Consider the following 25086-nt stretch of genomic DNA (forward strand, 5'->3'; position numbering starts at 1 on the left):
GCGGTTGGGTGAGCCGCTGGGGGTCAGGTGGGTGAGCCGCGCAGGTAGTCCAGCTGTGCGGCGACGGACAGTTCCGCGGCGGGCCGGACGGTCGGGTCGACGGCGGCGTAGACGGCGTCGGCCACTTCCGCGACACCGGCTTCCGCGCCGAGGTCTGCGAGGGCGGTGCGGATCTGCGCGAGGCGGTCCTGCCGGTGGTCCCGGTAGGCGCGGACGATGCTGTCCAGCGCCGGCAGCATGGGGCCGTGGGCGGGCAGGACGGTGGCCGGGCCCAGCGTTTCGAGCCGGTCCAGGGAAGCGAGGTAGTCCCCCAGCCGGCCGTCCGGGTAGTCCAGGACGGTGGTGCCTAGACCTAAGATCGTGTCGCCGGTGAGCACGGCGCCGTGGGCGCCGTCGCCGGGGAGGTGGAAGCAGACCGAGTCGGAGGTGTGGCCCGGCGTCGCCAGTACCCGGATTTCCACCCCGGCGGCGTGCAGCACCTCGCCCTCCCGGAGCGGCTCTCCCCCGTGGCAGTGTGCGGGATCTACAGCGCGGACGGGGGCGCCGGTGAGTTCGGCGAAGCGTGCCGCGGCCGCGGTGTGGTCCGCGTGGCGGTGGGTAATGAGGATCAGTTCGACGGCGCCGTACTGGGTCAGTTCGCGGAGGTGCTCCTCGTCGAGGGGTCCCGGATCCACGACTACGACGCCGGCCGAGCCCGGGGCGGACACCACGTAGGAGTTCGTGCCATGCAGGCTCATCGGGCCCGGATTCGGGGCGAGGCGGAACCGCGTCAGCTCGGTGCTGCGGATCAGGGCGCGGGCGTCATCGGGAATCACCCTTCCATCTTCCCACCGGGGGCGGTCAAAGGAGCAGCAGGATGACAATCACCGCGGGCAGCAGCGCCTCGGCGATCGCGCTGGCCCAGAGCCTACGCTCGGACAGGACCAGGATGATGCCCAGCAGGACGTGGCCGACGGCGGTGAACAACAGGAGGGTACGGCCGGCCGCCGGCTCCGCGCCGGTCAGCATAAGCGCACCGATGATCGCCCCCACACCCCAGATCATGTTGTAGAAGCCGAGGTTGAACGTCCACATGCGCACCGCCGCAACGTCTTCCGGTTGGATCAGGAACAGCCGGTAAAACCGCTGGTCACGGAAGAAAAAAGACTCAAGGATGCCGACGGCAATCAGCAAGATCCCAAAAATGATGCCCAGAACCTGTATCAGTCCAGTCATGGCACCAGTGTGGCGCCATGGCGGGCAGGGCAACAGGGACTTCCGGACCCCAAGGGTGAGGTGGCGGGGAGTGACGGCGTCCCGCAAACGGCGACGGCGGCCCGCACCGGAAGGTGCGGGCCGCCGTCGTACTTATCGCTGCGGGCTAGGCCAGGCGGGTCAGCCAGCCGTGGGTGTCCTCGACGGTGCCGGTCTGGATGCCGAGCAGCTGTTCGCGGATGGCCATGGTGGTCTCGCCGGCCTTGGCGTCCTCGGAGCCGATGAACTCGGTCTCGTCCTTGAGCACGCCGATCGGGGTGATCACGGCCGCGGTGCCGCAGGCGAACACCTCGGTGATCTCGCCGGAGGCAACGCCGTCGCGCCACTCATCCAGGGTGATCTTGCGCTCGGTGACCTCGCGGCCCATGTCCCGGGCCACCTGAATCACGGAGGAGCGGGTCACGCCCTCGAGGATGGTGCCGGACAGCGCCGGGGTGACCAGCGAGCCGTCTTTCATCACGAAGAAGACGTTCATGCCGCCCAGTTCCTCGACGGCGTTGTCATTGAACTGGTCCAGGAACAGGACCTGCTTGCAGCCGTGGGCCTCGGCCTCCTGCTGGGCAATCAGCGACGCGGCGTAGTTGCCTCCGCACTTCGCCGCGCCGGTGCCGCCGCGGCCGGCGCGCGCGTACTCGCGGGAGATCCAGATCGACACCGGCTTCAGCTCGCCGCCGAAGTAGTTGCCGGCCGGCGAGGCGATAACCCGGAAGGACACTTCGCGGGCGGCGCGGACACCCAGGAACGCCTCCGTGGCGATCATAAAGGGGCGCAGGTAGAGGGCTTCGCCGTCGCCGGAGGGGACCCACTCGCGGTCCACGGAGACGAGTTCGCGGATGGCCGTCAGGAAGTATTCCTCCGGAAGCTCCGGGAGGGCGAGCCGGCGCGCGGACTTGTTCAGCCGGGCGGCGTTGGCCTCGGGGCGGAACGTCCAGATGGAACCGTCGGCGTGGCGGTAGGCCTTGAGCCCCTCGAAGATTTCCTGGCCGTAGTGCAGCACCGCGGCGGAAGGATCCAGAGTGATGGGACCGTAGGGTTCGATTCGTGGATCGTGCCAGCCGCCCTTGCCCTCGGCGTCGACGCTGTAGTCGACGATCGCGGTGTGGTCGGTGAAATAGTCGCCGAATCCCGGGTTGGCCAGGATGGCTGCACGCTCTTGCGCGGACTTCGGGGTCGCCGAGAGCCGCTGGCTGAATTCGACGCCATGGGCAGTCTGGGTCATGGTTCCTCCACGGTCGGCTGCCTGGTGTGTGAACGTGGTTCAACCTCGGACCACGGCAGCATGTTGGTGATTCGAAACAAGCTTACGCCCGATACCACGGCCGCTAGCGGCTGTGGCTAGAGGGCGGCGGCGATCGCGTCGCCGATCGCGGCGGTGCTCCGGAAGCTGCCGTCCCGGCCTTCGACGTCGGCGGCGACGGCCGCCTCGATCTTGCGGGCCGCTGCGGCGTGGCCCAGGTGGTCCAGCAGCAGTGCGGCGGACAGAATGGCGGCGCTCGGGTCGGCCTTCTGCTGGCCAGCAATGTCCGGGGCCGAGCCGTGGACCGGTTCGAACATGGACGGCGCGGTGCGGTCCATGTTGATGTTGCCCGAGGCTGCCAGGCCGATTCCGCCGGTGATGGCGGCGGCGAGGTCGGTGAGGATGTCGCCGAAGAGGTTGTCCGTGACGATCACGTCGAAGCGCGCAGGGTCGGTGACCATAAAGATGGTGGCGGCGTCCACGTGCAGGTAGTCGTGGCTGACCTCCGGGAACTCCTGCGCCACGGCCTCCACGGTCCGCTTCCAGAGGTGCCCGGCGAAGACCAGGACGTTGTGCTTGTGCACCAAGGTGAGCTTTTTGCGCGGCCGTTCGTTGGCGCGGCGGAAGGCATCGCGGACCACTCGCTCCACGCCGTGGGCGGTGTTCAGCGAGACCTCGGTGGCCACCTCGTGCGGGGTGCCGGCCCGGAGTGTGCCGCCGTTGCCGACGTAGGGGCCCTCGGTGCCTTCGCGGACCACGATGAAGTCAACGTTCCCGGGGTTCGCGAGCGGGCTGCCGACGCCGGGGTAGAGCCGGGAGGGGCGCAGGTTCACATAGTGGTCCAGGCTGAAGCGCAGTTTGAGCAGGAGCTCGCGTTCGATGATGCCGGAGGGGATCCGGGTGTCGCCGGGGGCCGCGCCCACCGCACCGAAGAGAATGGCGTCGCGCGTGCGCAGGTCCGCCAGGGTTTCCTCCGGCAGGGTCTCCCCCGTTTCCAGCCAGTGCTGGGCGCCGAGCTGGTAGTGCGTCTGCTGCAGGTCGATGCCTTCGGCGGCGGCGGCCTTCTCCAGGACCTTTAGCGCCTCGGCGGTGACTTCCGGGCCAATGCCGTCGCCGGGGATAACTGCCAGATCAATGGTGGATGCGCTCATGGATTCAGCGTAGCCAAGGAATCCACATGCTGGTCAACTTGTCTCATTATTCGAACGCCCGCTCCCCTTAACAACCGCGAGGTGGCATTTCGCGGCAATGTCCGGCGGGAACATTGGCACGAAATGCCACCTCGGCGGTGGAATAAAAGGCCCTACGCCTCGGCGGGCTCCTCGTACTTGGGGAACACCGGGGCCGGGGCGGGCAGCGGCGTGCCGGCCTCGATGGGCGTGTCCAGGGCCGCGAAGTCGCGGGCGTCGCCGTCGGCCTGGCCCAGGGTGTCGAGGATGGCCGCCGTCGCCGCCGGCATCACCGGCTGGGCGAGGATGGCGACGATCCGCAGCACCTCGAGGGTGACGTACAGGACGGTGTTCATGCGCTCGACGTCGGTCTTCCGCAGTACCCACGGCGCCTGCTCGGCGAAGTAGGCGTTGGTGTCGCCGAGGACGTTCCAGATCGCCTCCAGCGCGCGGCTGAACTCCTGCTTCTCGAACGCGGCCCGGGCGATGTCCAGCAGGCCCTTGGCCTGGCCCAGCAGCGCGGCGTCCTCGGCGCTGAAGCCGGCCGGGACGGGCACGCGGCCCTCGCAGTTCTTAGCGACCATGGACAGCGACCGCTGCGCGAGGTTGCCGAAGTTGTTCGCCAGGTCCGAGTTCATCCGGCCGACAATCGCGTCGTGGCTGTAGTTGCCGTCGGCGCCGAAGGGGACCTCGCGGAGCAGGAAGAACCGGACCTGGTCCAGGCCGTACTGCGCCACCCAGTCCGCCGGCGCCACCACATTGCCCAGCGACTTGGACATCTTGATGCCCTGGTTGTGCAGGTGGCCGTGGATCATCACGCGCTTGGGCAGTTCCAACCCGGCGGACATCAGGAACGCCGGCCAGTACACCGCGTGGAACCGGGAGATGTCCTTGCCGATCACGTGGACGTCCGCGGGCCAGTACTTCCGGAAGCTCTCCGAGTCCGTGTCCGGGAAGCCGACGCCGGTCAGGTAGTTAGTCAGCGCGTCCACCCAGACGTACATCACGTGCTCCGGGTTGCCCGGGACCGGCACTCCCCAGTTGAAGGAGGTCCGGCTGATCGAGAGGTCCTCGAGGCCGCCCTTGACGAAGCTGATGACCTCGTTGAAGCGGCTGTGCGGGGCGCCGAAGTCGGGCTGGTCCGCATACAGGGCCAGCAGCCGGTCCTGGTAGGCCGAGAGCTTGAAGAAGTAGCTCTCCTCCTCCGTCCAGGTCACCTCGGTGCCGGTTTCGGAGGCGTAGCGGATCCCGTCCTCGCGGACCTCGGTCTCGTCCTCGACGAAGTAGCGCTCGTCGCGGACCGAGTACCAGCCGGCGTACTTGGACAGGTAGATGTCCCCGTTGGCTTCCATCCGCTGCCAGAGCGCCTTGGCGGCCTCGTAGTGGTCCGGGTCCGTGGTGCGGATGAAGCGGCTGAGCGAGATGCCCAGGTCATCGCTCATCTGCCGGAACGCGGCCGAGTTGCGGTCGGCGAGCTCCTTGACCGGGATGCCTTCCTTTTCCGCCGTCTGCTGCATCTTCAGGCCGTGCTCGTCGGTGCCGGTCATAAAGAAGACGTCGTAGCCGTCCAGCCGCTTGAACCGCGCCATGGCGTCGGTGGCGATGACCTCGTAGGCGTGCCCGATGTGCGGCACGCCGTTGGGGTAGCTGATGGCCGTGGTGATGTAGAACGGGGTTTTTTCGGAAAGCGTCACGTTATTAACCTAGATCAGTTCGGTCAGGGTATCGCTCTGGCGGACGAGTTCGTGGTCGTGTGAAGCGACCAGGACGGCGATGCCGTCCGACGTCGTGTCCTTGAGGATGCTGATGATGCGGTTGGCCGAGGTGCGGTCCAGGCTCGCGGTGGGCTCGTCGACCACCAGCACGCGGGTGCCGAGGATCAGGGCCCGGGCGATCGCGACGCGCTGGCGTTCGCCGCCGGAGAGCTGGGCGGGACGGTGCCGCATGCGCCGGCCCAGGCCCACGAGGTCCAGCAGGTCCTTGGCCATGTCGCGGCGCTGTTCGACCTCGCCGTCGGGCACGGCCGGGAGCAGCACGTTCTCAAGTGCGCTCATTCCGTCGATCAGGGCACCGCCCTGGTCGACGTAGCCGATCAGCGCCCGGCGGCGGTCCGCGATTTCGTCGTCGCCCATGGTTTCGAGCGAGTCGCCTTCCCAGAACACCCGGCCCGACGTCGGCAGGGTCAGGCCCGCGCCGACGGTCAGGATGCTGGTCTTGCCCGAGCCGGAGCGGCCGGCGACGCAGTGCATTTCGCCGGCGTGCAGCGTCATGTTGAAGTCGTCGACGACGTTGACCGCCTCGGCGCCGCCCTTGCCGCCGCCGTAATGGATGGTGATGTTGCTCAGTTCCAGCGGCGTGGCGTGGTCCGTGGCCTTCACGATCGTGTTGGCGCGGGTCTGGTGGCCGCCGTTCCCGGTGCTCTCCGGCATCCGGTTCCGGGCCGCCCTGGTCAGGTTCAGCTCGTTAGTCATTGGACCACTTTCGTTGCAATCGGAATCCAGCAAAGTACAGCCACCAGTCCGGCGATTCCGGCCCAGAGTGCGGCATAGGGGGCGAGGAGCAAACCAATGCCCAGGGCACCAATGACACCCAGCGGCAGTGCGATGGCTCCCACCATGGCGTTTTCGAAGAAGCGGACCTGGCCCAGCATGTCCGGGTTCCAGCCCATGGCCTGCAGGATGCCGAGGTACTGGCGTTTGGCGCCCAGCTCGAAGCGGCCGGTGACCATGGTCAGCAGCAGGCCCACGGCCACCCCGGAGACGCCCAGGATGATGCTCGGCAGCGCGATGCTGGCCGCTGCGACGCCGCTGAGGGCGCTGGCGCCGGCGGCGCGGGGGATGTCGATCAGCAGGGCGGCGAGACCGCCCACCGCGGCGCCGAAGACGCCGACGGCGACGGCCAGGGAGCCGGTGTTGAACTTGTTCGTGCTCAGCTGCCGGCTGGCGAAGGTCAGCGGCGAGTCGACCGGGATGAGCCGCTCATCGTGCTGCGGTTCCTGGTCGATGACCTCGCGGTGCCGCAGCTGCTGGGCCGCGAAGAATGCTGCGCCGCAGTACAGGACCAGCACCGAGGCGGAGACCACCGCGGTGGCCGGGTTCCAGCTGATCAGGCTCAGGGCGATGCCGGCGACGGCAAGCAAGGCCGCGCCGACGCCGAACTCGGCGAGCACCCAGGACCGGATCTTGCGCTGCGTCCAGCCCATCGCCCGCAGCGTTCCGGCTTCGCGGCGGCGCTTGCGGACGTAGCTGACCGTGGAGGCGCCGGTGAGCAGGGCCGCCCCGCACAGGGTCAGGAAGAGCAGGGTCAGGTTGGTGCCGGTCAGGGAGCCGGAGACCGCGTCGGCGGCGTCCTGGCGGACCCACGACTGCTGCACGGTGCCCAGCGGCGACTCCTTGCCGGCGTCGTCCTTGGAGTAGCCGGGCACAAAGATGCTGGCGTCCTCGCGGGCGGAGCCGGCCACCACGGTGGCCTGCAGGCCCATGTCGCGGATCTCGTTGGCGAGCTTCTCGACCTCGGGCTGGGCCTGCTTCCAGCTGCCCTCGACGTTGGCGCGGACGCGCACGGCGTCAATCACGGAGGCGTTCTTCTCGTAGCCGCGGGCGGCGGCCAGGCCGTAGTAATCGGTGATGGCGCCGGCCGACTGGCTGACCAGGCCGGTGCCGCTGAGCGAGGGCTTGAGCGTGGCGGGCTCGACGTCCTTGCCGTCTGCATCCTTGGTGAGGGTCATCGGCGTCGGGTCGTAGCCGCCGAGCGGCAGGCGGTTGACGTCACCGGCGGCTTCCTGGACCTTGGCGGGGTCGAACGTACCGTAGACCATGGCGAGCGGCGTGGCAGGCTTCTTGCCGGTGGCGAGGTTGTCCCGGTAGGACCGCTCGTCCACCGGGGTGCGCTGGGTCTGGTCCACCGGGGCGTCGTTGGCGCCCTTTTCCGGCAGCCGGTTCACGGTGACCCAGTCACCCGGGACCGCGGACTTGTCGACGGCGCCGTTGCCTGCGGTTTTGCCGTCCTTGTACTTGGGGGCGGCGGCGAAGTCGGTGCTCCAGGTTGCGGGGTTGTAGAGGCCCTGGCCGAAGGTGCCGGTGTCCCCCAGCAGCTTGGAGAGGTCCTTGGACCCGGGCCAGGCGAGGGCGAACGGGGATTTGGAGACGAAGGGCAGGTAGTCCTTGTCCAGTGAGCGGGTCACGGTGCCGACGTCCTTGGTGACGTTGCCGGCGTCGTCAATTTCCTCGATCTTGACGGAGTACTTGAGGTCCAGGGACGTGCCGGAGCGGACGATCAGCGGGATCGCCTGCGAATCCGCGGTCAGCTGCCCGGCGCGCTTGGCCTGCTGGTACTGGGTCATCAGCGGCGCCCAGTACTTGAGCTTGACGCCCAGGAAGTCGGGGCCCTCCTTGAGCTGTTCCATGCTGATGCCGTTGGTGAAGAGGCTCTCGAAGTGGCGGCCGATCGCGCCGGTGTTGCGGGCGTCGGCCGGCGGCGCCTTCTCCAGCGGTGCGAGGAAGTCGCCGGCGCCGCCCAGGAGCGCGCGTTCGGAGACCGGGTCGACGGCGACGACGGACTCGGTCACCTGCGGGGCCAGCGGCAGCGACACGGAGAGGTTGAAGAGGTTGTGCTCGGAGCCCCCGGCGGGGGCGGGGAACTTGATCCCGGTTTCCCCGTCCGGGCCCGCGATCCGGACGTTCTTGCCGCCGGCGACTTCCTCTTCGACGAGCTTGGCCTTGCCGACGGAGCCTTCGGCGCTGGTTTTGAAGAGGGTCTGTTCGGATTTGCCGTCCGAGCTCATGGCGCTGGCGGTGAGGCGGTACTTCTTGGCCGTGTCGCTCAGGACGGACTCGGCGGCGGGCCATTTGGCGGGGTCTGTGGCGCTGGGGTCACCGGCGGTGCCGGCGAGCCCGGCGTTGTAGCCGAGGTAGTCGGTGGCGTCCAGGCGCGGCGACTCGAGGTTCTGCGAGACGCGGGAAACCAGGCTGATCGGGGCAGCGACCGAGGTGCCGGAAAGCTTGCGGATGGAATCCAGCTGGTCGAAGCTGACACCGCCCTGGCCGGTGGCGATCTCGGGCTGCATCAAGCCGCCGTTGTCCTCCGCCTTGGCCTGGACGAGGATGTCATAGAGCCCGCGGGAGTTCTGGTCGACGGTGCGGTTCAGCGCGGCCTGCGACTGGCCCTGGACCAGGACGGACAGGCACATGGCCACGATCAAAATGGACGCGGTCAGCAAAAGCACTCTGCTTCTGATGAACCTCTGGACGGCGTTCATTGGGCTCCTGAAAGCTGGATTGCGTGCGCACGCCGCAGTTCATTCCGCGCGGAAATGAAGGCGTCCCGGCCGGGCGTGCAAAAGTAAAGGCCGGTCTGCCGGCCAAATCCGAAATTTCGGACCTAGCCATTGTACGCAGACCGGCCGCCCATTCATGGCCGCCTGCGGCGGTGTTGCCGCCACAGGCTGCCACGCCGGGGACTTAGTCTTCGAGGTCCACTTCGCGGACCATTTCGGCGCCGATTCCGGCCTTGATCGCTTCGAGGACCTGCTGGGGCACGGAGCTGTCGATGGTCAGCAGCGCGAGCACCTGGCCGCCCTCGGCCTGGCGGGCCACCTGCATGCCGGCGATGTTGATGTTGTTCATGCCCAGGATGTGGCCGATGGTGCCGATCACGCCGGGTCGGTCCGAGTAGGCCACCACCACGAGGTGCTCGCTGATCGGGATTTCGACCTCGAAGCCGTTGATCCCGACCAGCTTCTGGATCTGCTTGGGCCCGGTCAGGGTTCCGGCCACCGAGATCTGGGAGCCGTCGCTCAGGGCCCCGCGCAGGGTCAGGACGTTGCGGTAGGACTCCGTGTCCGGGGTGGTGATGAGCCGGACGTTGATGCCGCGCTGCTCGGCGATCACCGGGGCGTTGACGTAGGAGACCTGCTCGGTCACGACGTCGGCGAAGATGCCCTTGAGGGCGGCGAGTTCGAGCACCTTGACGTCCAGCGAGGAGATCTCGCCGGCCACCTCCACGTCGAACTGCGTCAGCGAGGCGTGGGTCATCGCGGTGAAGATCCGGCCCAGCTTCTCGATCAGCGCGATGCCGGGGCGCACGTCCGGGGCGATGACGCCGCCGGCGACGTTCACGGCGTCGGGCACGAGTTCGCCGGCCAGGGCCTGGCGGACGGACCTGGCGACGGAGACGCCGGCCTTTTCCTGCGCCTCGTCGGTGGAGGCGCCCAGGTGCGGGGTCACCACGACGTTGTCCAGCTTGAAGAACGGCAGGTCGGTGCTGGGCTCCTTGACGAACACGTCGACGCCGGCGCCGGCGATCTCGCCGGACTGCAGCGCGGTGTACAGGGCTTCCTCGTCCACCAGGCCGCCGCGGGCGACGTTGACGACGTAGGCGGTGCTCTTCATTTTCTTGAACGCCTCGGCGCCGAGCATGCCGACGGTCTCGGGCGTCTTGGGCATGTGGATGGTGATGAAGTCCGACTGGGCCAGCAGTTCGTCCAGGGTCACCAGCTGCACACCGAGCTGGGCGGCGCGGGCGGAGGTGATGTAGGGGTCGTACGCGAGGATCTTGGTGTCGAAGCCCTTCAGGCGGGCAGCGACGAGGGCGCCGATCCGGCCGAGGCCGATGATGCCGATCTTCTTCTCGAACAGCTCGGTACCGGTGTACTTGGAGCGCTTCCACTCGCCGTCCTTGAGCGCGGCCGAGGCCTGCGGGATGTGGCGGGCGAGGCTGAGGATGTGGCCGACGGTGAGTTCGGCGGCGGAGACGATGTTCGACGTCGGGGCGTTGACCACCATCACGCCGGCCTGCGTGGCGGATTTGATGTCAACGTTGTCCAGGCCGACCCCGGCGCGGGCGATCACCTTGAGGTTCTTGGCCGCGGCGATGGCCTCGGCGTCCACCTGGGTGGCGGAGCGGATCAGGATCGCGTCGACGTCGGCGATCGCGGAGAGCAGCTGGGAACGGTCGGCGCCGTCGGTCTGGCGGATTTCGAAGTCCGGGCCGAGGGCCTCGATCGTGGCGGGCGAAAGTTCCTCAGCGAGGAGTACGACAGGTTTGGTGCTTGTCACCGGTGACCTCTTTAGCTCTCTTGTATATCAGGTGGGGATTTTGGAACGTTGGGTGGCGAACGGTGGTGTCCTTTCGGCTGCTGCGCTCGTTCCTCACGCAACAACGCAGCCTTCAAGGACACCGCCGCCCACCACCACCGGGATCTAGCGGGCTACTGATCCTTCGGTGTAGTCGTCTTCGTTCTTGATCCAGGAGAAGAGCTTGCGCAGTTCGCGGCCGGTGGCCTCGATCGGGTGGTCCTCGCCCTTCTTGCGCAGGGCCTTGAACTCGGGGGCGCCGGCGTCCTGGTCGTCGATAAAGCGCTTGGCGAAGGTGCCGTCCTGGATGTCCTTCAGGACTGCCTTCATGTTTTCCTTCACCTCGGGGGTGATGACCCGCGGGCCGGAGACGTAGTCGCCGTATTCCGCGGTGTCGGAGACGCTCCAGCGCTGCTTGGCGATGCCGCCCTCGACCATCAGGTCCACGATCAGCTTGAGCTCGTGCAGCACCTCGAAGTAGGCCACCTCGGGCTTGTAGCCGGCTTCGGTCAGGGTCTCGAAGCCGTACATGATCAGCTGCGAGGCGCCGCCGCAGAGGACTGCCTGCTCGCCGAAGAGGTCGGTTTCGGTCTCTTCGGTGAAGGTGGTCTCAATGACGCCGGCGCGGGTGCCGCCGATCGCCTTGGCGTAGGACAGGGCCAGTTCCTTGGCCTTGCCGGACGCGTTCTGCTCGACGGCGATCAGGTCCGGCACGCCGCGGCCGGCCTCGAACTCGCGGCGCACAATGTGGCCCGGGCCCTTCGGGGCGACCAGGGCGACGTCGACGTCGGCCGGCGGCTGGATGTAGCCGTAGCGGATGTTGAAGCCGTGGCCGAAGAACAGGGCGTCGCCGGCCTGCAGGTTCGGGGCAATGTCCTCGGCGTAGACGTGGCGCTGGACCTGGTCCGGGGTGAGGATCATGATCAGGTCGGCTTCGGCGGTGGCGTCGGCGACGTTGAGGACACGCAGGCCCTCGGCCTCGGCCTTGGCGCGGGACTTGGAGTCTTCCTTCAGGCCGACGCGGACGTCAACACCGGAATCGCGCAGGCTGAGGGCGTGGGCGTGGCCCTGGGATCCGTAACCGATGACGGCGACGGTGCGGCCCTGGATGATCGACAGGTCGGCGTCGTCGTCGTAGAACATTTCAGTCACTGGGGTGTCTCCTTTGATGGATTCTTTGGTGTTGTCTGGGGAAAATCGAAAATGATGCTGGTGGTGCTGCGGGCCCGGCGCGCCTTTTAGGCGGAGCGCAGGGCCCGGTCGCTCATGGAGCGGGACCCCCGGCCGACGGCCAGGGTGCCGGACTGCACGATTTCGCGGACGCCGAAGGGCTCCAGCACGGAAAGCAGCGCCGTGAGCTTGTCGGGGTGGCCCGTGGCCTCAATGACGACCGACTCGGTGGAGACGTCGACCACTGAGGCGCGGAACAGGTCGGCCGCCTGGGTGACCTGCAGCCGGGTTGCGGCATCCGCACGTACCTTGACCAGGATGTGGTCGCGCTGTACGGAAGATTCGGGGGTGAGCTCGACGATCTTGATCACGTTGATCAGCTTGTTCAGCTGCTTGGTGACCTGTTCGATCAGCTCGCCGTCGGCGTCGACGACGACCGTCATCCGGGAGATGCCCGGAACCTCGGTCGGGCCGACGGCCAGGGAGTTGATGTTGAAGGCGCGGCGGGCGAAGAGGCTGGCGACGCGGGTCAGCACACCGGGCTTGTCTTCGACCAGAACGGAGAGTGTGTGGCGGGTCATGTTCAGTCCTCTTCTTCCCAGTCCGGGGTCATGTTGCGGGCAACCTGGATCTGGTCGTTGCTGACTCCGGCGGGAACCATCGGCCACACCATGGAGTTGGGGCTGACAACGAAGTCGATCACGACGGGGCGGTCGTTGATTGCCAGGGCCTGCTGGATGGTGGCGTCAATGTCCTCGTCGCGTTCACAGCGGAAGGACGCGCAGCCGTAGGCGTCCGCCAGCTTGACGAAGTCCGGGATCCGGACGGTGTCATGGCCGGTGTTGAGGTCGGTGTTGGAGTAGCGGCCCTCGTAGAAGAGGGTCTGCCACTGCCGCACCATGCCGAGGGAGGAATTGTTGATCACGGCGACCTTGATCGGGATCTTGTTGATCGCGCAGGTGGCCAGTTCCTGGTTCGTCATCTGGAAGCAGCCGTCGCCGTCGATCGCCCAGACCACCCGGTCCGGCTCCCCCACCTTGGCACCCATGGCGGCGGGAACGGCGTAGCCCATGGTGCCGGCCCCGCCGGAGTTGAGCCAGGCGTGCGGGCGTTCGTACTTGATGAACTGCGAGGCCCACATCTGGTGCTGGCCGACGCCGGCGACGTAGACGCCCTCGGGTCCGGTGAGCGCACCGATCCGTTCGATCACGCGCTGCGGCGCGCTGAGGCCGTCCTCAGGTTCGGTCCAGCCCAGCGGGTAGGTCTCCTTGAGGTTGTTCAGGAAGGCCCACCAGTTGGTGAGGTCCGGGGTTCCGGAGGCTTCGAACTGCAGGCGCAGCGCGTCGGTCAGTTCCGGGATGATCTCCTTGACCGAGCCCACGATCGGAACGTCCGCGGTGCGGTTCTTCGAGATTTCCGCCGGGTCGATGTCCGCGTGGATGACCTTGGCGTTCGGGGCGAAGGACTTCAGGATGCCGGTGACCCGGTCGTCGAAGCGTGCACCGAGGGTGATCAGCAGGTCGGACTGCTGCAGCGCGGTCACGGCGGACACCGCCCCGTGCATGCCCGGCATGCCGACGTGCTGCGGGTGCGAGTCCGGGAAAACGCCCCGGGCCATCAGCGTGGTGACCACGGGTGCGCCGGAGAGTTCGGCCAGTTCCCGCAGTTCCGCGGACGCGTGGGCCTTGACCACGCCGCCGCCGACGTACAGCACCGGCTTGCTGGCGGCCGCGATCAGCCGGGCGGCCTCACGGACCTGCTTGCTGTGGCCGCGGACCACCGGCCGGTAGCCGGGCAGGTCGATCTTGGGCGGCCAGGAGAACGTCATCTGGCCCTGCTGGGCATCCTTGGCGACGTCCACCAGGACGGGGCCGGGGCGCCCGGTCGAGGCAAGGTGGAACGCCTCGGCCATCACGTGCGGGATGTCGTTGGGGTCGGTGACCAGGAAGGAATGCTTGGTGATCGGCATGGTGATGCCGACGATGTCCGCTTCCTGGAACGCGTCGGTGCCAATGACTCCGCTGGAGACCTGGCCTGTGATGGCCACCATCGGCACGGAGTCCATGTGGGCGTCCATGATGGCGGTAACGAGGTTGGTGGCACCGGGGCCCGAGGTGGCGATGCAGACGCCAACCCGTCCGGTGACCATGGCATAGCCTTGCGCGGCGTGGCCGGCTCCCTGTTCGTGGCGGACCAGAATGTGGTTCAGTTTGGAGGCCATCAAGGGGTCATAGGTGGGCAGGATTGCGCCACCGGGAAGACCAAAAATGTCCTGGACGCCGAGTTCTTCGAGCGCGCGGACGATTGCTTGCGAGCCGGTCATCACCGTCGGGGGTACGACGTTGTTCGGCCCAAGGACGGGAGAGGCAGCAGCATGCTCGACGCCGGCGTCGGCCGGGCGTTCGAGGCGTTCCGGAGCCTTGTGGGCTCCAGCGGACTTTGTGGCCATCAGCGAGGGGCTGATCGGCGATCCTTTGCTCATCGGACTCTTCCTTTGGTGGATCTGCGGGTGGATCTTCGGCGATCTGGGTACTGCGGGACATACATATTGCTGGTGGTGCTGGTGGTACGGAAATAAAAAAACCCCTCAGCCTGGCGGCTCTTCGAGGGGTTTGCGCGTGACGGTTCGTTACCAGTGGAGGCTATGGAGCCACGCGCTTGGTAAGTACGACGACGCCGCCGGCGGTAACGATCTCGATCATGCGTTCAGTTTTCCCTCTTACTGAGACAGGTGTCAACGAGCCTGCGCCCTGTCTCAGTATATGGACAGCACTGTCCACTAGTTGGGAACCGGGAGGCGGCCCAGGCCGCCTCCCGGTTCCGGCATTACCCGCAGTAGGCGCCCGTGGAGGCGCTGTGCACGAGCTTGGCGTACTTGGCCAGCACACCCTTGGTGAACTTGGCCGGCAGCGGCTCCCAGCCCACCTTGCGCGCTTCGAGCTCGGCCTCGTCGACCAGCAGGTCGAAGGTGCGGGCTGCGATGTCGACGCGGATCCGGTCGCCGTCCTTGACGAAGGCGATGGGGCCGCCGTCGACCGCTTCAGGTGCGACGTGGCCGATGCACAGGCCGGTGGTCCCGCCGGAGAAGCGGCCGTCCGTGAGCAGCAGCACATCCTTGCCCAGGCCCGCACCCTTGATGGCGCCGGTGATCGCGAGCATTTCGCGCATGCCCGGACCGCCCTTGGGGCCTTCGTAACGGATGACGACGACGTCGCCGGCCTTGATCTGGCCCTTATCCAGTGCGTCCAGCGCGCCCTGTTCGCGTTCGAAGACGCGGGCGGTGCCCTCGAAGACGTCGGCGTCGAAGCCGGCACTCTTGACGACGGCGCCTTCCGGAGCCATCGAGCCGTGCAGGATTGTGATGCCGCCGGTCTTGTGGATCGGGTTGTCCATGGCGCGGAGTACCTTGCCGTCCGGGTCCGGCGGGTTGATCGAGGCCAGGTTCTCGGCCACGGTCTTGCCGGTGACGGTGAGGCAGTCGCCGTGCAGCAGTCCGGCGTCGAGCAGTGCCTTCATGATGACCGGAACACCGCCGATCTTGTCGACGTCGGTCATCACGTAGCGGCCGAACGGCTTGAGGTCGCCGAGGTGCGGGATCCGGTCGCCGATCCGGTTGAAGTCGTTCAGGGTGAGCTCCACCTCGGCCTCGCGGGCGATGGCGAGCAGGTGCAGCACCGCGTTGGTGGAGCCGCCGAAGGCCATGGTCACGGCGATCGCGTTCTCGAAGGCCTTCTTGGTCATGATGTCCCGGGCGGTGATGCCCAGGCGCAGCAGGTTGACGACGGCCTCGCCGGACTTGTGCGCGAACACATCACGGCGCCGGTCGGCCGAGGGCGGGGCAGCGGAGCCCGGGAGGGACATGCCCAGGGCCTCGCCGATGCAGGCCATGGTGTTGGCGGTGTACATGCCGCCGCAGGCGCCTTCGCCCGGGCAGATGGCTTTTTCGATGCGGTCCAGGTCCTCGCGGCTCATCTTGCCGGCGGCGCAGGCGCCCACGGCCTCGAAGGCGTCGATCAGCGTGACTTCCTTCTCCGAGCCGTCCTCGAGCTTGACCCAGCCGGGCATGATGGAGCCGGCGTAGAGGAAGACGCTGGAGAGGTCCAGGCGGGCGGCTGCCATCAGCATGCCGGGCAGGGACTTGTCACAGCCGGCCAGCAGCACGGAGCCGTCGATCCGTTCCGCCTGCATCACGGTCTCCACCGAGTCCGCAATGACTTCGCGGGAGACCAGGGAGAAGTGCATGCCCTCGTGGCCCATGGAGATGCCGTCGGAAACGGAGATGGTGCCGAACTGCATCGGGAACCCGCCGCCGGCGAACACGCCTTCCTTGGCGCCCTGGGCCAGCCGGTTCAGCGAAAGGTTGCAGGGAGTGATTTCATTCCAGGAACTCGCCACGCCCACCTGGGGCTTGGCGAAGTCGTCGTCGCCCATGCCGACCGCCCGGAACATGCCGCGCGCGGGCGCCGCGTGGATTCCGTCGGTAACGACCCGGCTGCGGGGTTTGATGTCCGGCGTGGTTTCTGTCGCTGTTTGGGTGTCGTCACTCATGGCTCAAAGTCTAGGGCTCCGCCGTCGGCAGCAACGAGCCGGACAGGCTCATTAAGCCTAAAACCGGGAATATTTCGCCCAAATAGTGGACATTCGTCTCATTCTTTGGACATGTAGCCGGCTTGAACTGCATTTCCGTGAGCCGCCTCACGCAGTTCCGGCGCCTCGGCCACTGCCTGGGCCTCCGTTTTGAGCATCGAGAGCACCCGCTGGATGGTGGTCCGGGCCGCGACCTCGGGCCGGGCGAGCGCCACGATGCTGCGGCTGGCTTTGACGCCGGTGAGCGGGCGCAGCACGAACCCTTTCCCTTGGTTTTTCAGGGCGGTGTAGCGCGGCAGCAGGCTGAGCCCGTGGCCGGCGCTGACCAGGGCTTCCAGCACTCGCAGGTCCGGGAAGAGCTGCGCCCGCAGTGCCGGGGAATCAGCCTGCATCTCAATCTGGCGCAGCACGGTGTCGAAAGGGAAACCGTCGGGCACCCCCATCCAGGGGAATCCGACGACGTCCTGGGCGCTGAGCGTCGCCTTGCCGGCCAGCGCATGGCGGGCCGGCACGGCCACGTCCAGCGGTTCGTCCAGGAGCGGAATCACCTGAAGTCCCTGGCGGGCGAAGACTTCGGGCCCGTCGACGCTGTGGGCCAGCACAATGTCATAGTCCGCGGCCAGGGCGGCGAACCCGGCGACCCCGGGATCCTCGAAGTGCGCCTCGAACCGGAGGCCGTCGATCTCCTTCACCCGGTGCAGCAGTCCCGGCAGGAACATCTCCGCGGCACTCGGAAAGAAGGCCGCCTTGATCCGGGTCTGCCAGCCGAGCCGGTAGGTGTCGATGGTGGCCTCGGCGCGGGCCATCGCGGTGGACACCTCCGCCGCCGCACCGGCCATGGCCAGCCCCGCTTCGGTCAGCCGCACTCCCCTGCCCGACTTCTCGACCAGGACCACGCCGAGTTCGTCCTGCAGGGTCTTGAGCTGCTGCGAGACGGCCGACGGTGTCACCCGCATCGCCTCCGCCGTAGCGCCCACGGTGCCGCGGTCGGCCAGCTCGCGGAGAATCCGCAGTCGCTTGAAATCCATCCAGCGAGGCTACACGGGGCGGCGGCGGGAACGCTGGACAGCCGCGTCGGGCCGGACGTAACGTCAAGCAACGGCAACCCTGCCGCCTGGACAGAAGGATTCGGCTATGGATTGGATTATCTGGCTCATCGTCATCGTGGTGATTGTCGGCGTCGTTTGGTGGCTGCTGAACCGCAACAATGCCCGCAGTGGCGCTGGGACCTCGCCATCCACGGGGGCCGGAACCGACGCCTCCCGCCACGCTCCGGACAACCGGGAAAGCCACGACGGCGCCCTGTCCGGCGGGACCGCCGCCGCATCGGCCGCCGCTGCCGCCACCACGGGGATGCCGTCCGCCGCCGGATTCGGCAACGCCGAGCCGGTGCCGCCTACCACCGCCGACGACGACGCCGCGGCCGCGAGCCCGCCGGCCCACGCCGCCGATGCAGAGGGCAGAGCTGCAGAGGCCGCCGACGCCGACCGCACCGACGTCGGCGGCGCCGACGTCGGGGGCGCGCCTGCAGGGGTTACCGAGGTCGGGGGCGCCGCTGCCGGTTCCGCCCCCGCGGGGGCAGCCGACGGCGGTGCCGAGTGGGAAACCCAGTGGTCGGAGACACCGCCTGCCGAGGAGCACGCCTCGCACCACGACCTTTCCCATGGCGCCCACGGCGCACATGTAGCCCACGACCACCATGCCCATGGCGAGGCGTCCGGGACCGCGGAAAGCCCCGCCGCCGGAGCGGGCGGAGCGGGTGCCACGGCAGCCGCAGCCGCAGCCGCACCAGAGCAGCAACCGGCCGAGACTCCCCGCGTACACCACGCCGAATACACCGAGCCGCACGCCCCCACCCTTCCCGGCGCGGAATCCGCGGCCGCCGAGGCCGCCGACATCGAAACGGCGCAGGCGGCCTCCTCGGCAGCCCTCACCGAGGGCGCGGCCAGCCACGCCGCGGCACCCGCCGAACACGCTGCGGCACCCGCCGGGCACCTGGCCGTGGAGCAGCCGTACGGTGAGGGGTCTGCGGCGCCGGCCCCGGACGGCAGCGGCCCGGAGGGATTCACCGTCAAGGGGAACGCCTCGTCGATGATCTACCACGACGAGACCAGCCCCTCGTACGAGGAAACCCGTGCCGAGGTCTGGTTCCTTTCCGCGGCCCACGCCGAAGCGGCGGGTTTCCGGCCGCCGCGCCGTTCACGGCTCTAGCCATGTCCCCGTGGCCGTCACGGCGCTCCGTCCTGGCGGCGGCGGTGGCGTTGGTGTCCCTGGCGGCGGCAGGCTGCACCGGCACCCCGGCCGCTCCCCCGCCGTCCGGCAGCCCGTCCGGCGGCACCGCCGGCAGCCAGTCCGCTCCGGGGGCGACCGGCGGGGCCGCCACCAGCCCGGCAGGCAGCACAGTCGGCAGTAGCCCGTCCGCTCCGGGACCGCCGCGGGTCGCCGCCCGGATCAATGCGGGGCTGACGCTGCCCTGGTCAACGGTGTTCCTGCCGGATGGCACTGCCCTCATTTCGGAGCGGGACAGCGCACTGCTGAAGTCATTGCCGCCGGGCGGAAACGGCCCCGCCGCCACAATGGGCAAGGTGCCCGGCGTCGTCCCCGGCGGCGAAGGCGGCCTGCTGGGGCTGGCCCTGTCCCCCGACGCCGGGACGGTCCGGTATCTCTACGCCTACTTCACCGCCGAATCGGACAACCGGATCGCCCGCTTCCGGCTCGGCGCCGACGGCCGCCCGGACCTCGACGCTCCCGAGTTGGTCTTTTCCGGGATCCCCAAGGCGGGAACGCACAACGGGGGCCGCATCCGGTTCGGACCGGACGGCTATCTGTACGTCGGAACCGGCGATGCCAGGCGCAGCGGCGATCCCCAGGACCGCAACGCCCTGGGCGGCAAGATCCTCCGCCTGACCCCCGGGGGGAAGCCTGCACCCGGCAATCCATTCGGCGATAACCCCGTGTTCAGCCTGGGGCACCGCAACGTCCAGGGGCTCGACTGGGACAGCGCCGGACGGCTATGGGCCAGCGAATTCGGCCCGGACGTCAACGATGAACTGAACCTGATTGTGCCCGGCGGCAACTACGGCTGGCCGGAGGTGACCGGCGCCCCGCACCGCACGGGGTTCCGCGACGCCAAGGTGGTGTGGCCTTCGACGGCGGACTCCTCGCCCAGCGGGCTCGAAATCATCGGCGACACGGCCTACATGGGCGCGCTCCGCGGCGAACGGATCTGGAAGGTTCCGCTGCGTGGGGAGTTCGCGGGCGACCCTGTGGCCTATTTCACACGCGAGTACGGCCGGATCCGCGACGTTGCACTGGCTCCGGACGGGCGGCTCTGGGCCCTGAGCAACGGCCAAAACCCTGATTTCGTGCTGGTTTTGGAGGTCCCCCACTAGCCGGCAGGCACCGCCTGCAGCCCGATTTCACACTGCACCAAAACTCGTGTAGAGTTTCATGTCGTTGCGGAGAACACCGCGGGAAATAAAAAGCCCGCGGGGAACGAAAACAACAGCTGCACCTCTAGCTCAACTGGCAGAGCAATTGACTCTTAATCAATGGGTTCCGGGTTCGAGTCCCGGGGGGTGCACCACCGAAGAAACCCCGTCCGGCAGGCTGAAAAGCTTGCCGGACGGGGTTTTCTTTTTTGCCCCAAGCCGTTCACCGTGCCGCGGACTGCCTGGGTACCGCGTTTCAGCTTCGCGCGCCCCGGTCCGCCGGCGCTCCTGCCCAGTTCATCCGCAGGGATCCCACGCAACTTTGCAGCAATCCGCGGGCCGCTGGGCTGCCCGCGGGGCCGCGACGGTGAACAACTGGGCGGGAACGTCGGGCGCGGGCTGCAAGTGTCCCGCAGCAGGCTAGTGGGGTTCAGCCGGCACTACCTGCGCTCGGCCGACGCGAAGTGGAAGTGGATCGGCAGCGCGAGCTGGATCGGGGATGCGCCGACCGGCTCGTCGAGCAGTTCGTTGATCGAGGTCTGCCCTTCGAGCTCCGCGGTCAGGTGCGCTTCCATGCTTTGATCCTATGTCCGGCCTGCGCGCGGCCCGGTGATGGACACGGGCCGCGCCGCGTCACGGAGAAGCCGTACCAGACGCCCGGGATAGGGGGCTGGCAGGGTTTCGGGCACAGCCCGGGTAATTGCCCCTAGCGTTCCGCCGGTGATTCCGTGTGGGGGTCGCAGTCTTCACAGAAGACGGCTACGGCAGATTCGCCGCAGCACTGGCAATGATGCTCCAAGGACCTGGGTTCGAGGACGTACCTAGTCATGGCCCCATGCTCGCCCAGCGGGGCAGGCTTGACCCCAGTAGCGTGTACTCGTTTCCCGGGCCCCAACGGGCGGGTCCCGGTACGTAGCGGCAACCGCCGGGTCCGGTACAGGCCCAGGTAGCGCAAGCTAATTGACGCTGACGGGCGCCGGCAGCCTAGTTGGCGTCGGCGGATACGCCCGGTTCCACGGCGGTGACAATGGCTTTCGCCTCCGTGGTGGACATCCGGTTTGCCAGCTCCCGGACCACGGACTGCAGCTCGTGCCGGAGCGAGTCGGGGTCGATCGAGGCAGCAGCAAGGACCGAGCGCTCCATGTCTGCGGCCGCGACGACGGCATCGCGGCCGCGATCGGTCAGGGTCACGACGTGGCTCCGGCGGTCAGAGGCGCTGCGCTCACGGGAGATGTGGCCATGCGCCTCGAGCCGGCTCAGCGTCTTACCCATGGTCTGGGCTTGGACGCGGACCAGCTGCGCCAATTGCGCTTGCGTCATGGGTCCGTTGGCGGAGAGCACTTCCATGGCAATGACCCCGGCATGGGTAAGGCCAATGGCCCCCAGCTTCTCGTTCCAGGAGTGTTCCACAAGGCGTGCTGCCGTTGACAATAGGCGGCCCGTGGGCCAGCGATCCATATCAGGCATACCCAAGAGTATAACGATTGTCGGATTCGTCGGCCGCTCCTGCGCTCACTAGGCTGGAATTTCGCACATTTGTCAAGGAGGAATAATGCCCGAACGACTCGTTCCCGGAGACGACGCACCGGACTTCCAGCTGTTGGACTCAACAGGACGCGAGGTCAGCCTGCGGGACTTCCACGGCCGGAACACCGTGGTCTACTTCTACCCCGCGGCGGCCACTCCTGGATGCACCAAGCAGGCCTGCGACTTCCGCGACTCGCTTGCAGCCCTGCAACGGGCAGGCTACGACGTCGTCGGCATCTCCCCCGACCCGGTCGAAAAGCTCGCCGACTTCGCGGCGGCTGAACGGCTCAGCTTCCCGCTGCTCTCCGATCCGGATCATGCGGTGGCCGAGGCCTACGCGGCGTGGGGTGAAAAGAAAAACTACGGCCGCACCTACGACGGGCTCATTCGTTCCACCGTGGTGGTCGGCCCCGACGGCAAAGTCGCCCTGGCGCAGTACAACGTACGCGCCACCGGCCATGTCGCCAAGCTGCTGCGCGACCTCAAGCTCGAGGTCTAGCCAGCACCCGCCCGTCCGGCCGGCCCGGCGGCGGACCGCGGAACCGAAATGTAGACTGGTTCCTGGCATCCGCCGTCGAGGGCCTTCACGGGCCCCGCGGACGACGGCGCCGCGCGCGAGTGGTGAAATTGGCAGACACGCAGGATTTAGGTTCCTGTGCCTTCGGGCGTGGGGGTTCAAGTCCCCCCTTGCGCACTGAACAAGACCCCGGTCCTCGGACCGGGGTCTTGGCGTTTAACCGCCGAGCCGGCCTCACCCCTCCGGTCATCAAACCCCGGAACTACGGGCTGAAAGAGGGCAACATCTGCTGCCCGGACGGCCCTCCGGAAAAGAATTTTGATTCCCCACCCATCCCTTTCCGCTGAGCGCCCGAATACCCATTGAGACACCAACCAAGGGTCGGTGCCCACCAGTCGGAGAAAAGCCACAGCGGCAAAGATGTTCGCTGCAGGCAATGAAATCGGCACAACAAAGGAGAATCGAAATGCAGACCATCAAGCGCACGACTTTCGCCGTTGCAGGTATCGCTGCCGCAGCCATGCTCAGCCTCACTGCCTGTGGCGGTTCCAGCACGGGATCCGCTTCCTCGGCCCCGGCTTCCTCGCCGTCGGGCTCCGCCATGGAATCCAGCATGGCGCCGTCGCCGTCCATGAGCTCCTCCGCCGCGGCGATGGATCCGGCCGCTGACCTCGTCGGCTCCGGCTGCGCCGCTTACGCCGCCCAGGTTCCCGACGGCAAGGGTTCGGTCTCCGGCATGGCCCTGGACCCGGTGGCCACCGCCGCCTCCAACAACCCGATCCTGACCACCCTGACCGCCGCCGTTTCCGGCAAGCTCAACCCCAAGGTCAACCTGGTGGACACCCTGAACGGCAGCGAATTCACTGTCTTCGCTCCGACGGATGACGCGTTCAAGAAGATCGACGCCGCCACCATCGACAAGCTCAAGACGGACGATGCCCTGCTGAGCAAGATCCTGACCTACCACGTAGTCCCGGGCAAGATCAGCCCGGCCGAGATCGTGGGCACCCACAAGACCGTCCAGGGCGGTTCCGTGACTGTCACCGGCAGCAAGGATGCGCTGAAGGTTGACGGCGCCAACGTGGTCTGCGGCGGCGTCAAGACTGCCAACGCCACGGTCTACATGGTCGACTCGGTCCTGATGCCGAAGTAGGCAACACCCAAGCCCTCCTGACCCGGATCCAGCCTGACTCCCTGGATCCACCTGGAGAAACGAAGGCCCGCACCGGATGGTGCGGGCCTTCGCCTGTTGCTGGGCCAGCTATGCCGGCCCACCGGGGCGGTGGCCCTGACGGGAATCCGCCGCACCGGTCAACTAGACTGGGGCTGTTCCGCAGCCGGCGGCCTTCCCGTACCCCAGAGGTGATTCCTACAGTGCCCAGCAGTACCCTGCCCACCAGTACCGGACCCCGCAGGCGGTTGCGCCGCGTCGCTGCCGGTTTGGGCGCGGTCCTGCTCATGTTGCCGCTGGCGTCGTGCACCGGAACATCGGGCCCGACGCCGCCGCCGTCGTCCTCTGCCAGCGCTTCGGCCGCCGCCCCCACCGCCACCTTTACCTTTGGCACCGCCTCGCGCCCGCTCGGTTTGGATCCGGCCCTCGTGTCCGACGTCGACTCGTACCGCATCACCCGCCAGATCCTCGAGGGCCTGGTCGGCGTCGACCAGACCAGCGGCAAGCCCACCCCGCTGCTGGCCACGGAGTGGACCACCAGCGGCGACGGCCGCGCCTACACCTTCAAGCTCCGGGAGAAGGTGACGTTCCAGGACGGCACAGCCTTCAACGCGGCGGCCGTGTGCACCAACTTCAAGCGCTGGTTCAACTTCTCCCCGGCCCTGCGGAAGCAGGCGCCCGGCACCACGTTCAAGGGCGTCTTTATGGCGCACGCGGACCAGGCGTCGCTGTCCATCTACAAGGGCTGCACCGCGCTGTCGGCGGACAGCGTCCGGATCGACCTCACCCAGCCATTCACCGGCTTCCTGCAGGCGCTCACCCTGCCCGCCTTTGCGATCTCCTCGCCGAAGGCCATGGCCGCGCACTCCGCCGACGTGCTCAACCAGAGCCGCGAGGGCCAGCCGGTCTCCGCCTACGCCCTGCACCCGGTGGGGACCGGACCGTTCGTTTTCAGCTCCTGGGACAACAACACCGTCACCCTGGACAGCAACAAGGGCTACTGGGGCGACAAAGGCCAGATCGGCACCGTCCACTTCGTCAGCTACGACCACCCGCAGACCCGGATGCAGGCGCTGCTGGACGGCAAGATCGACGCCTACGATTCGGTGACCGTGGGAAACTTCGACCAGCTGGTCAAGCGCGGCAAGCAGATCATCCAGCGCGACCCGTTCTCCGTCATGTACCTGGGCATGAACCAGCAGGTTCCGGTGCTGCGGAACCTCAAGGTCCGCCAGGCGATCGAAATGGCCCTGGACAAGGACACCCTGATCCGGAAGTTCTTCATTGACAACACCGCGGCGGCCTCCCAGTTCGTTCCGCCGAAGCTGAGCGGCTTCAACAACAACGCACCCTCGCTGGGGTACGACCAGAACAAGGCCAAGGAACTGCTCGCCGACGCCGGCTACAAGGGCGAGGAACTGAAGTTCTACTACCCGCTCAACGTCGCACGCCCCTACCTTCCGACCCCGGAGAAGGTCTACGCCGAGATCAGCCGGCAGCTCACCGCCGTCGGGCTCAACATCAAGCCTGTTCCGGTCGAATGGTCCGACGGCTACCTCCAGAAGGTCACCTCCCCCGGGGACCACGCCCTGCACCTGCTCGGCTGGAACGGTTCCTACGCGGATCCGGACAACTTCGTGGGCCCGCTGTTCGGTGAGAACACCGGCGAGTTCGACTACCAGGATCCGCAGGTGTTCTCCAAGATTTCCCGCGCCCGCGGCCTGCCGGACGGCAAGGAGCGGACCGAGCAGTACCAGACCATCAACGCCCAGATCGCCGCGACGGTGCCTGCGGTGCCGATTGCGTTCCCGATCTCGGCGCTGGCGCTGTCCGACCGGGTCCTGAAGTACCCGGCGTCGCCGGTCCTGAACGAAGTTTTCACCAACGTCGAGTTAAAGCCTTGACGGCAGGGCCCAATTTCAGTTAGTGGGCCGTGCGGGGATATTCTGT

20 protein-coding genes and 2 tRNA genes are annotated in these 25086 nt (G+C 67.6%); 7 read left to right on the plus strand and 15 right to left on the minus strand.

Going from position 1 to position 25086, the window contains the following annotated elements:
* Positions 1 to 23: 23 nt before the first annotated feature.
* The 13 genes from AC1MED_RS11765 to AC1MED_RS11825 form a co-directional block, all read right to left on the minus strand.
* A complete protein-coding gene (locus AC1MED_RS11765) occupies positions 24 to 815 on the minus strand; it encodes an MBL fold metallo-hydrolase (protein ID WP_479783439.1) in 792 nt (263 codons plus the stop codon).
* 25 nt (positions 816 to 840) lie between these two features.
* Entirely contained in the window at positions 841 to 1215 is a 375-nt protein-coding gene (locus tag AC1MED_RS11770; RefSeq protein ID WP_346960932.1) for a DUF1304 family protein, read from the minus strand.
* Between the two features lie 145 nt (positions 1216 to 1360).
* On the minus strand, positions 1361 to 2473 hold the full coding sequence (locus AC1MED_RS11775; protein ID WP_346960865.1) for a branched-chain amino acid aminotransferase: 1113 nt from the start codon (positions 2471 to 2473) through the stop codon (positions 1361 to 1363).
* Between the two features lie 116 nt (positions 2474 to 2589).
* Positions 2590 to 3642, minus strand: coding sequence for a 3-isopropylmalate dehydrogenase (locus AC1MED_RS11780; protein ID WP_479783440.1), 1053 nt, complete (start codon positions 3640 to 3642; stop codon positions 2590 to 2592).
* A 152-nt stretch (positions 3643 to 3794) separates the two neighbouring features.
* A complete protein-coding gene (metG, locus tag AC1MED_RS11785) occupies positions 3795 to 5354 on the minus strand; it encodes a methionine--tRNA ligase (protein ID WP_479783441.1) in 1560 nt (519 codons plus the stop codon).
* Positions 5355 to 5363: 9 nt separating this feature from the next.
* Positions 5364 to 6131: an ABC transporter ATP-binding protein gene (locus AC1MED_RS11790; protein WP_346960862.1), complete on the minus strand. Its 768-nt coding sequence runs from the start codon at positions 6129 to 6131 to the stop codon at positions 5364 to 5366.
* Positions 6128 to 8917, minus strand: coding sequence for an ABC transporter permease (locus AC1MED_RS11795; protein ID WP_479783442.1), 2790 nt, complete (start codon positions 8915 to 8917; stop codon positions 6128 to 6130). The genes AC1MED_RS11790 and AC1MED_RS11795 overlap by 4 nt, the downstream gene beginning before the upstream one ends.
* 202 nt (positions 8918 to 9119) lie before the next feature.
* A complete protein-coding gene (gene serA, locus AC1MED_RS11800) occupies positions 9120 to 10715 on the minus strand; it encodes a phosphoglycerate dehydrogenase (protein WP_346960860.1) in 1596 nt (531 codons plus the stop codon).
* Between the two features lie 144 nt (positions 10716 to 10859).
* Positions 10860 to 11885 (minus strand): ketol-acid reductoisomerase, encoded by a 1026-nt coding sequence (ilvC, locus tag AC1MED_RS11805; protein ID WP_346960859.1) that lies wholly within the window; start codon positions 11883 to 11885, stop codon positions 10860 to 10862.
* 86 nt (positions 11886 to 11971) lie between these two features.
* The gene (gene ilvN, locus AC1MED_RS11810) at positions 11972 to 12484 is read right to left on the minus strand and encodes an acetolactate synthase small subunit (RefSeq protein ID WP_138768975.1); all 513 of its coding nucleotides are present in this window, start codon (positions 12482 to 12484) and stop codon (positions 11972 to 11974) included.
* A gap of 2 nt (positions 12485 to 12486) precedes the next feature.
* On the minus strand, positions 12487 to 14385 hold the full coding sequence (locus AC1MED_RS11815) for an acetolactate synthase large subunit (protein ID WP_346960858.1): 1899 nt from the start codon (positions 14383 to 14385) through the stop codon (positions 12487 to 12489).
* A gap of 344 nt (positions 14386 to 14729) precedes the next feature.
* Entirely contained in the window at positions 14730 to 16451 is a 1722-nt protein-coding gene (ilvD, locus tag AC1MED_RS11820; RefSeq protein WP_479783443.1) for a dihydroxy-acid dehydratase, read from the minus strand.
* Between the two features lie 98 nt (positions 16452 to 16549).
* Positions 16550 to 17518: a LysR family transcriptional regulator gene (locus AC1MED_RS11825; RefSeq protein WP_479783444.1), complete on the minus strand. Its 969-nt coding sequence runs from the start codon at positions 17516 to 17518 to the stop codon at positions 16550 to 16552.
* A 106-nt stretch (positions 17519 to 17624) separates the two neighbouring features.
* Here AC1MED_RS11825 and AC1MED_RS11830 point away from each other — a divergent pair, with 106 nt between their 5' ends.
* From AC1MED_RS11830 to AC1MED_RS11840, 3 genes are all read left to right on the plus strand, one after another.
* A complete protein-coding gene (locus AC1MED_RS11830; protein ID WP_479783445.1) occupies positions 17625 to 18701 on the plus strand; it encodes a sunset domain-containing protein in 1077 nt (358 codons plus the stop codon).
* A gap of 2 nt (positions 18702 to 18703) precedes the next feature.
* Positions 18704 to 19882 (plus strand): PQQ-dependent sugar dehydrogenase, encoded by a 1179-nt coding sequence (locus AC1MED_RS11835; RefSeq protein ID WP_479783446.1) that lies wholly within the window; start codon positions 18704 to 18706, stop codon positions 19880 to 19882.
* 118 nt (positions 19883 to 20000) lie between these two features.
* Positions 20001 to 20076 (plus strand) — tRNA-Lys (locus AC1MED_RS11840).
* Positions 20077 to 20361: 285 nt separating this feature from the next.
* Here the strand turns inward: AC1MED_RS11840 and AC1MED_RS11845 are convergent.
* Positions 20362 to 20496 (minus strand): hypothetical protein, encoded by a 135-nt coding sequence (locus tag AC1MED_RS11845; RefSeq protein ID WP_346960852.1) that lies wholly within the window; start codon positions 20494 to 20496, stop codon positions 20362 to 20364.
* Between the two features lie 409 nt (positions 20497 to 20905).
* Complete coding sequence (locus tag AC1MED_RS11850; protein WP_346960866.1) at positions 20906 to 21379, minus strand: MarR family winged helix-turn-helix transcriptional regulator; 474 nt, start codon at positions 21377 to 21379, stop codon at positions 20906 to 20908.
* Between the two features lie 94 nt (positions 21380 to 21473).
* Between AC1MED_RS11850 and bcp the strand changes: the two genes are divergently transcribed.
* From bcp to AC1MED_RS11870, 4 genes are all read left to right on the plus strand, one after another.
* Positions 21474 to 21947: a thioredoxin-dependent thiol peroxidase gene (bcp, locus tag AC1MED_RS11855; protein WP_479783447.1), complete on the plus strand. Its 474-nt coding sequence runs from the start codon at positions 21474 to 21476 to the stop codon at positions 21945 to 21947.
* A gap of 113 nt (positions 21948 to 22060) precedes the next feature.
* Positions 22061 to 22142, plus strand: a tRNA-Leu gene (locus tag AC1MED_RS11860).
* Between the two features lie 289 nt (positions 22143 to 22431).
* Complete coding sequence (locus AC1MED_RS11865; RefSeq protein WP_479783448.1) at positions 22432 to 23118, plus strand: fasciclin domain-containing protein; 687 nt, start codon at positions 22432 to 22434, stop codon at positions 23116 to 23118.
* A gap of 305 nt (positions 23119 to 23423) precedes the next feature.
* Complete coding sequence (locus AC1MED_RS11870) at positions 23424 to 25040, plus strand: ABC transporter substrate-binding protein (protein WP_479786663.1); 1617 nt, start codon at positions 23424 to 23426, stop codon at positions 25038 to 25040.
* Positions 25041 to 25086: the final 46 nt, after the last annotated feature.

The sequence above is a fragment of the Arthrobacter sp. BI5 genome (genome assembly GCF_056680065.1).

Excerpts from the sequence above, each read along its gene's own strand:
- AC1MED_RS11870 (WP_479786663.1), top strand. The coding sequence starts at position 23,424 with ATGTTGCCGCTGGCGTCGTGCACCGGAACATCGGGCCCGACGCCGCCG.
- AC1MED_RS11835 (WP_479783446.1), top strand. The coding sequence starts at position 18,704 with ATGTCCCCGTGGCCGTCACGGCGCTCCGTCCTGGCGGCGGCGGTGGCG.
- AC1MED_RS11775 (WP_346960865.1), bottom strand. The coding sequence starts at position 2,473 with ATGACCCAGACTGCCCATGGCGTCGAATTCAGCCAGCGGCTCTCGGCG.
- AC1MED_RS11830 (WP_479783445.1), top strand. The coding sequence starts at position 17,625 with ATGGATTGGATTATCTGGCTCATCGTCATCGTGGTGATTGTCGGCGTC.
- bcp (WP_479783447.1), top strand. The coding sequence starts at position 21,474 with ATGCCCGAACGACTCGTTCCCGGAGACGACGCACCGGACTTCCAGCTG.
- ilvN (WP_138768975.1), bottom strand. The coding sequence starts at position 12,484 with ATGACCCGCCACACACTCTCCGTTCTGGTCGAAGACAAGCCCGGTGTG.
- AC1MED_RS11795 (WP_479783442.1), bottom strand. The coding sequence starts at position 8,917 with ATGAACGCCGTCCAGAGGTTCATCAGAAGCAGAGTGCTTTTGCTGACC.
- AC1MED_RS11815 (WP_346960858.1), bottom strand. The coding sequence starts at position 14,385 with ATGAGCAAAGGATCGCCGATCAGCCCCTCGCTGATGGCCACAAAGTCC.
- AC1MED_RS11865 (WP_479783448.1), top strand. The coding sequence starts at position 22,432 with ATGCAGACCATCAAGCGCACGACTTTCGCCGTTGCAGGTATCGCTGCC.
- AC1MED_RS11825 (WP_479783444.1), bottom strand. The coding sequence starts at position 17,518 with ATGGATTTCAAGCGACTGCGGATTCTCCGCGAGCTGGCCGACCGCGGC.
- AC1MED_RS11770 (WP_346960932.1), bottom strand. The coding sequence starts at position 1,215 with ATGACTGGACTGATACAGGTTCTGGGCATCATTTTTGGGATCTTGCTG.
- AC1MED_RS11780 (WP_479783440.1), bottom strand. The coding sequence starts at position 3,642 with ATGAGCGCATCCACCATTGATCTGGCAGTTATCCCCGGCGACGGCATT.
- AC1MED_RS11850 (WP_346960866.1), bottom strand. The coding sequence starts at position 21,379 with ATGGATCGCTGGCCCACGGGCCGCCTATTGTCAACGGCAGCACGCCTT.
- AC1MED_RS11790 (WP_346960862.1), bottom strand. The coding sequence starts at position 6,131 with ATGACTAACGAGCTGAACCTGACCAGGGCGGCCCGGAACCGGATGCCG.
- ilvD (WP_479783443.1), bottom strand. The coding sequence starts at position 16,451 with ATGAGTGACGACACCCAAACAGCGACAGAAACCACGCCGGACATCAAA.
- AC1MED_RS11845 (WP_346960852.1), bottom strand. The coding sequence starts at position 20,496 with ATGGAAGCGCACCTGACCGCGGAGCTCGAAGGGCAGACCTCGATCAAC.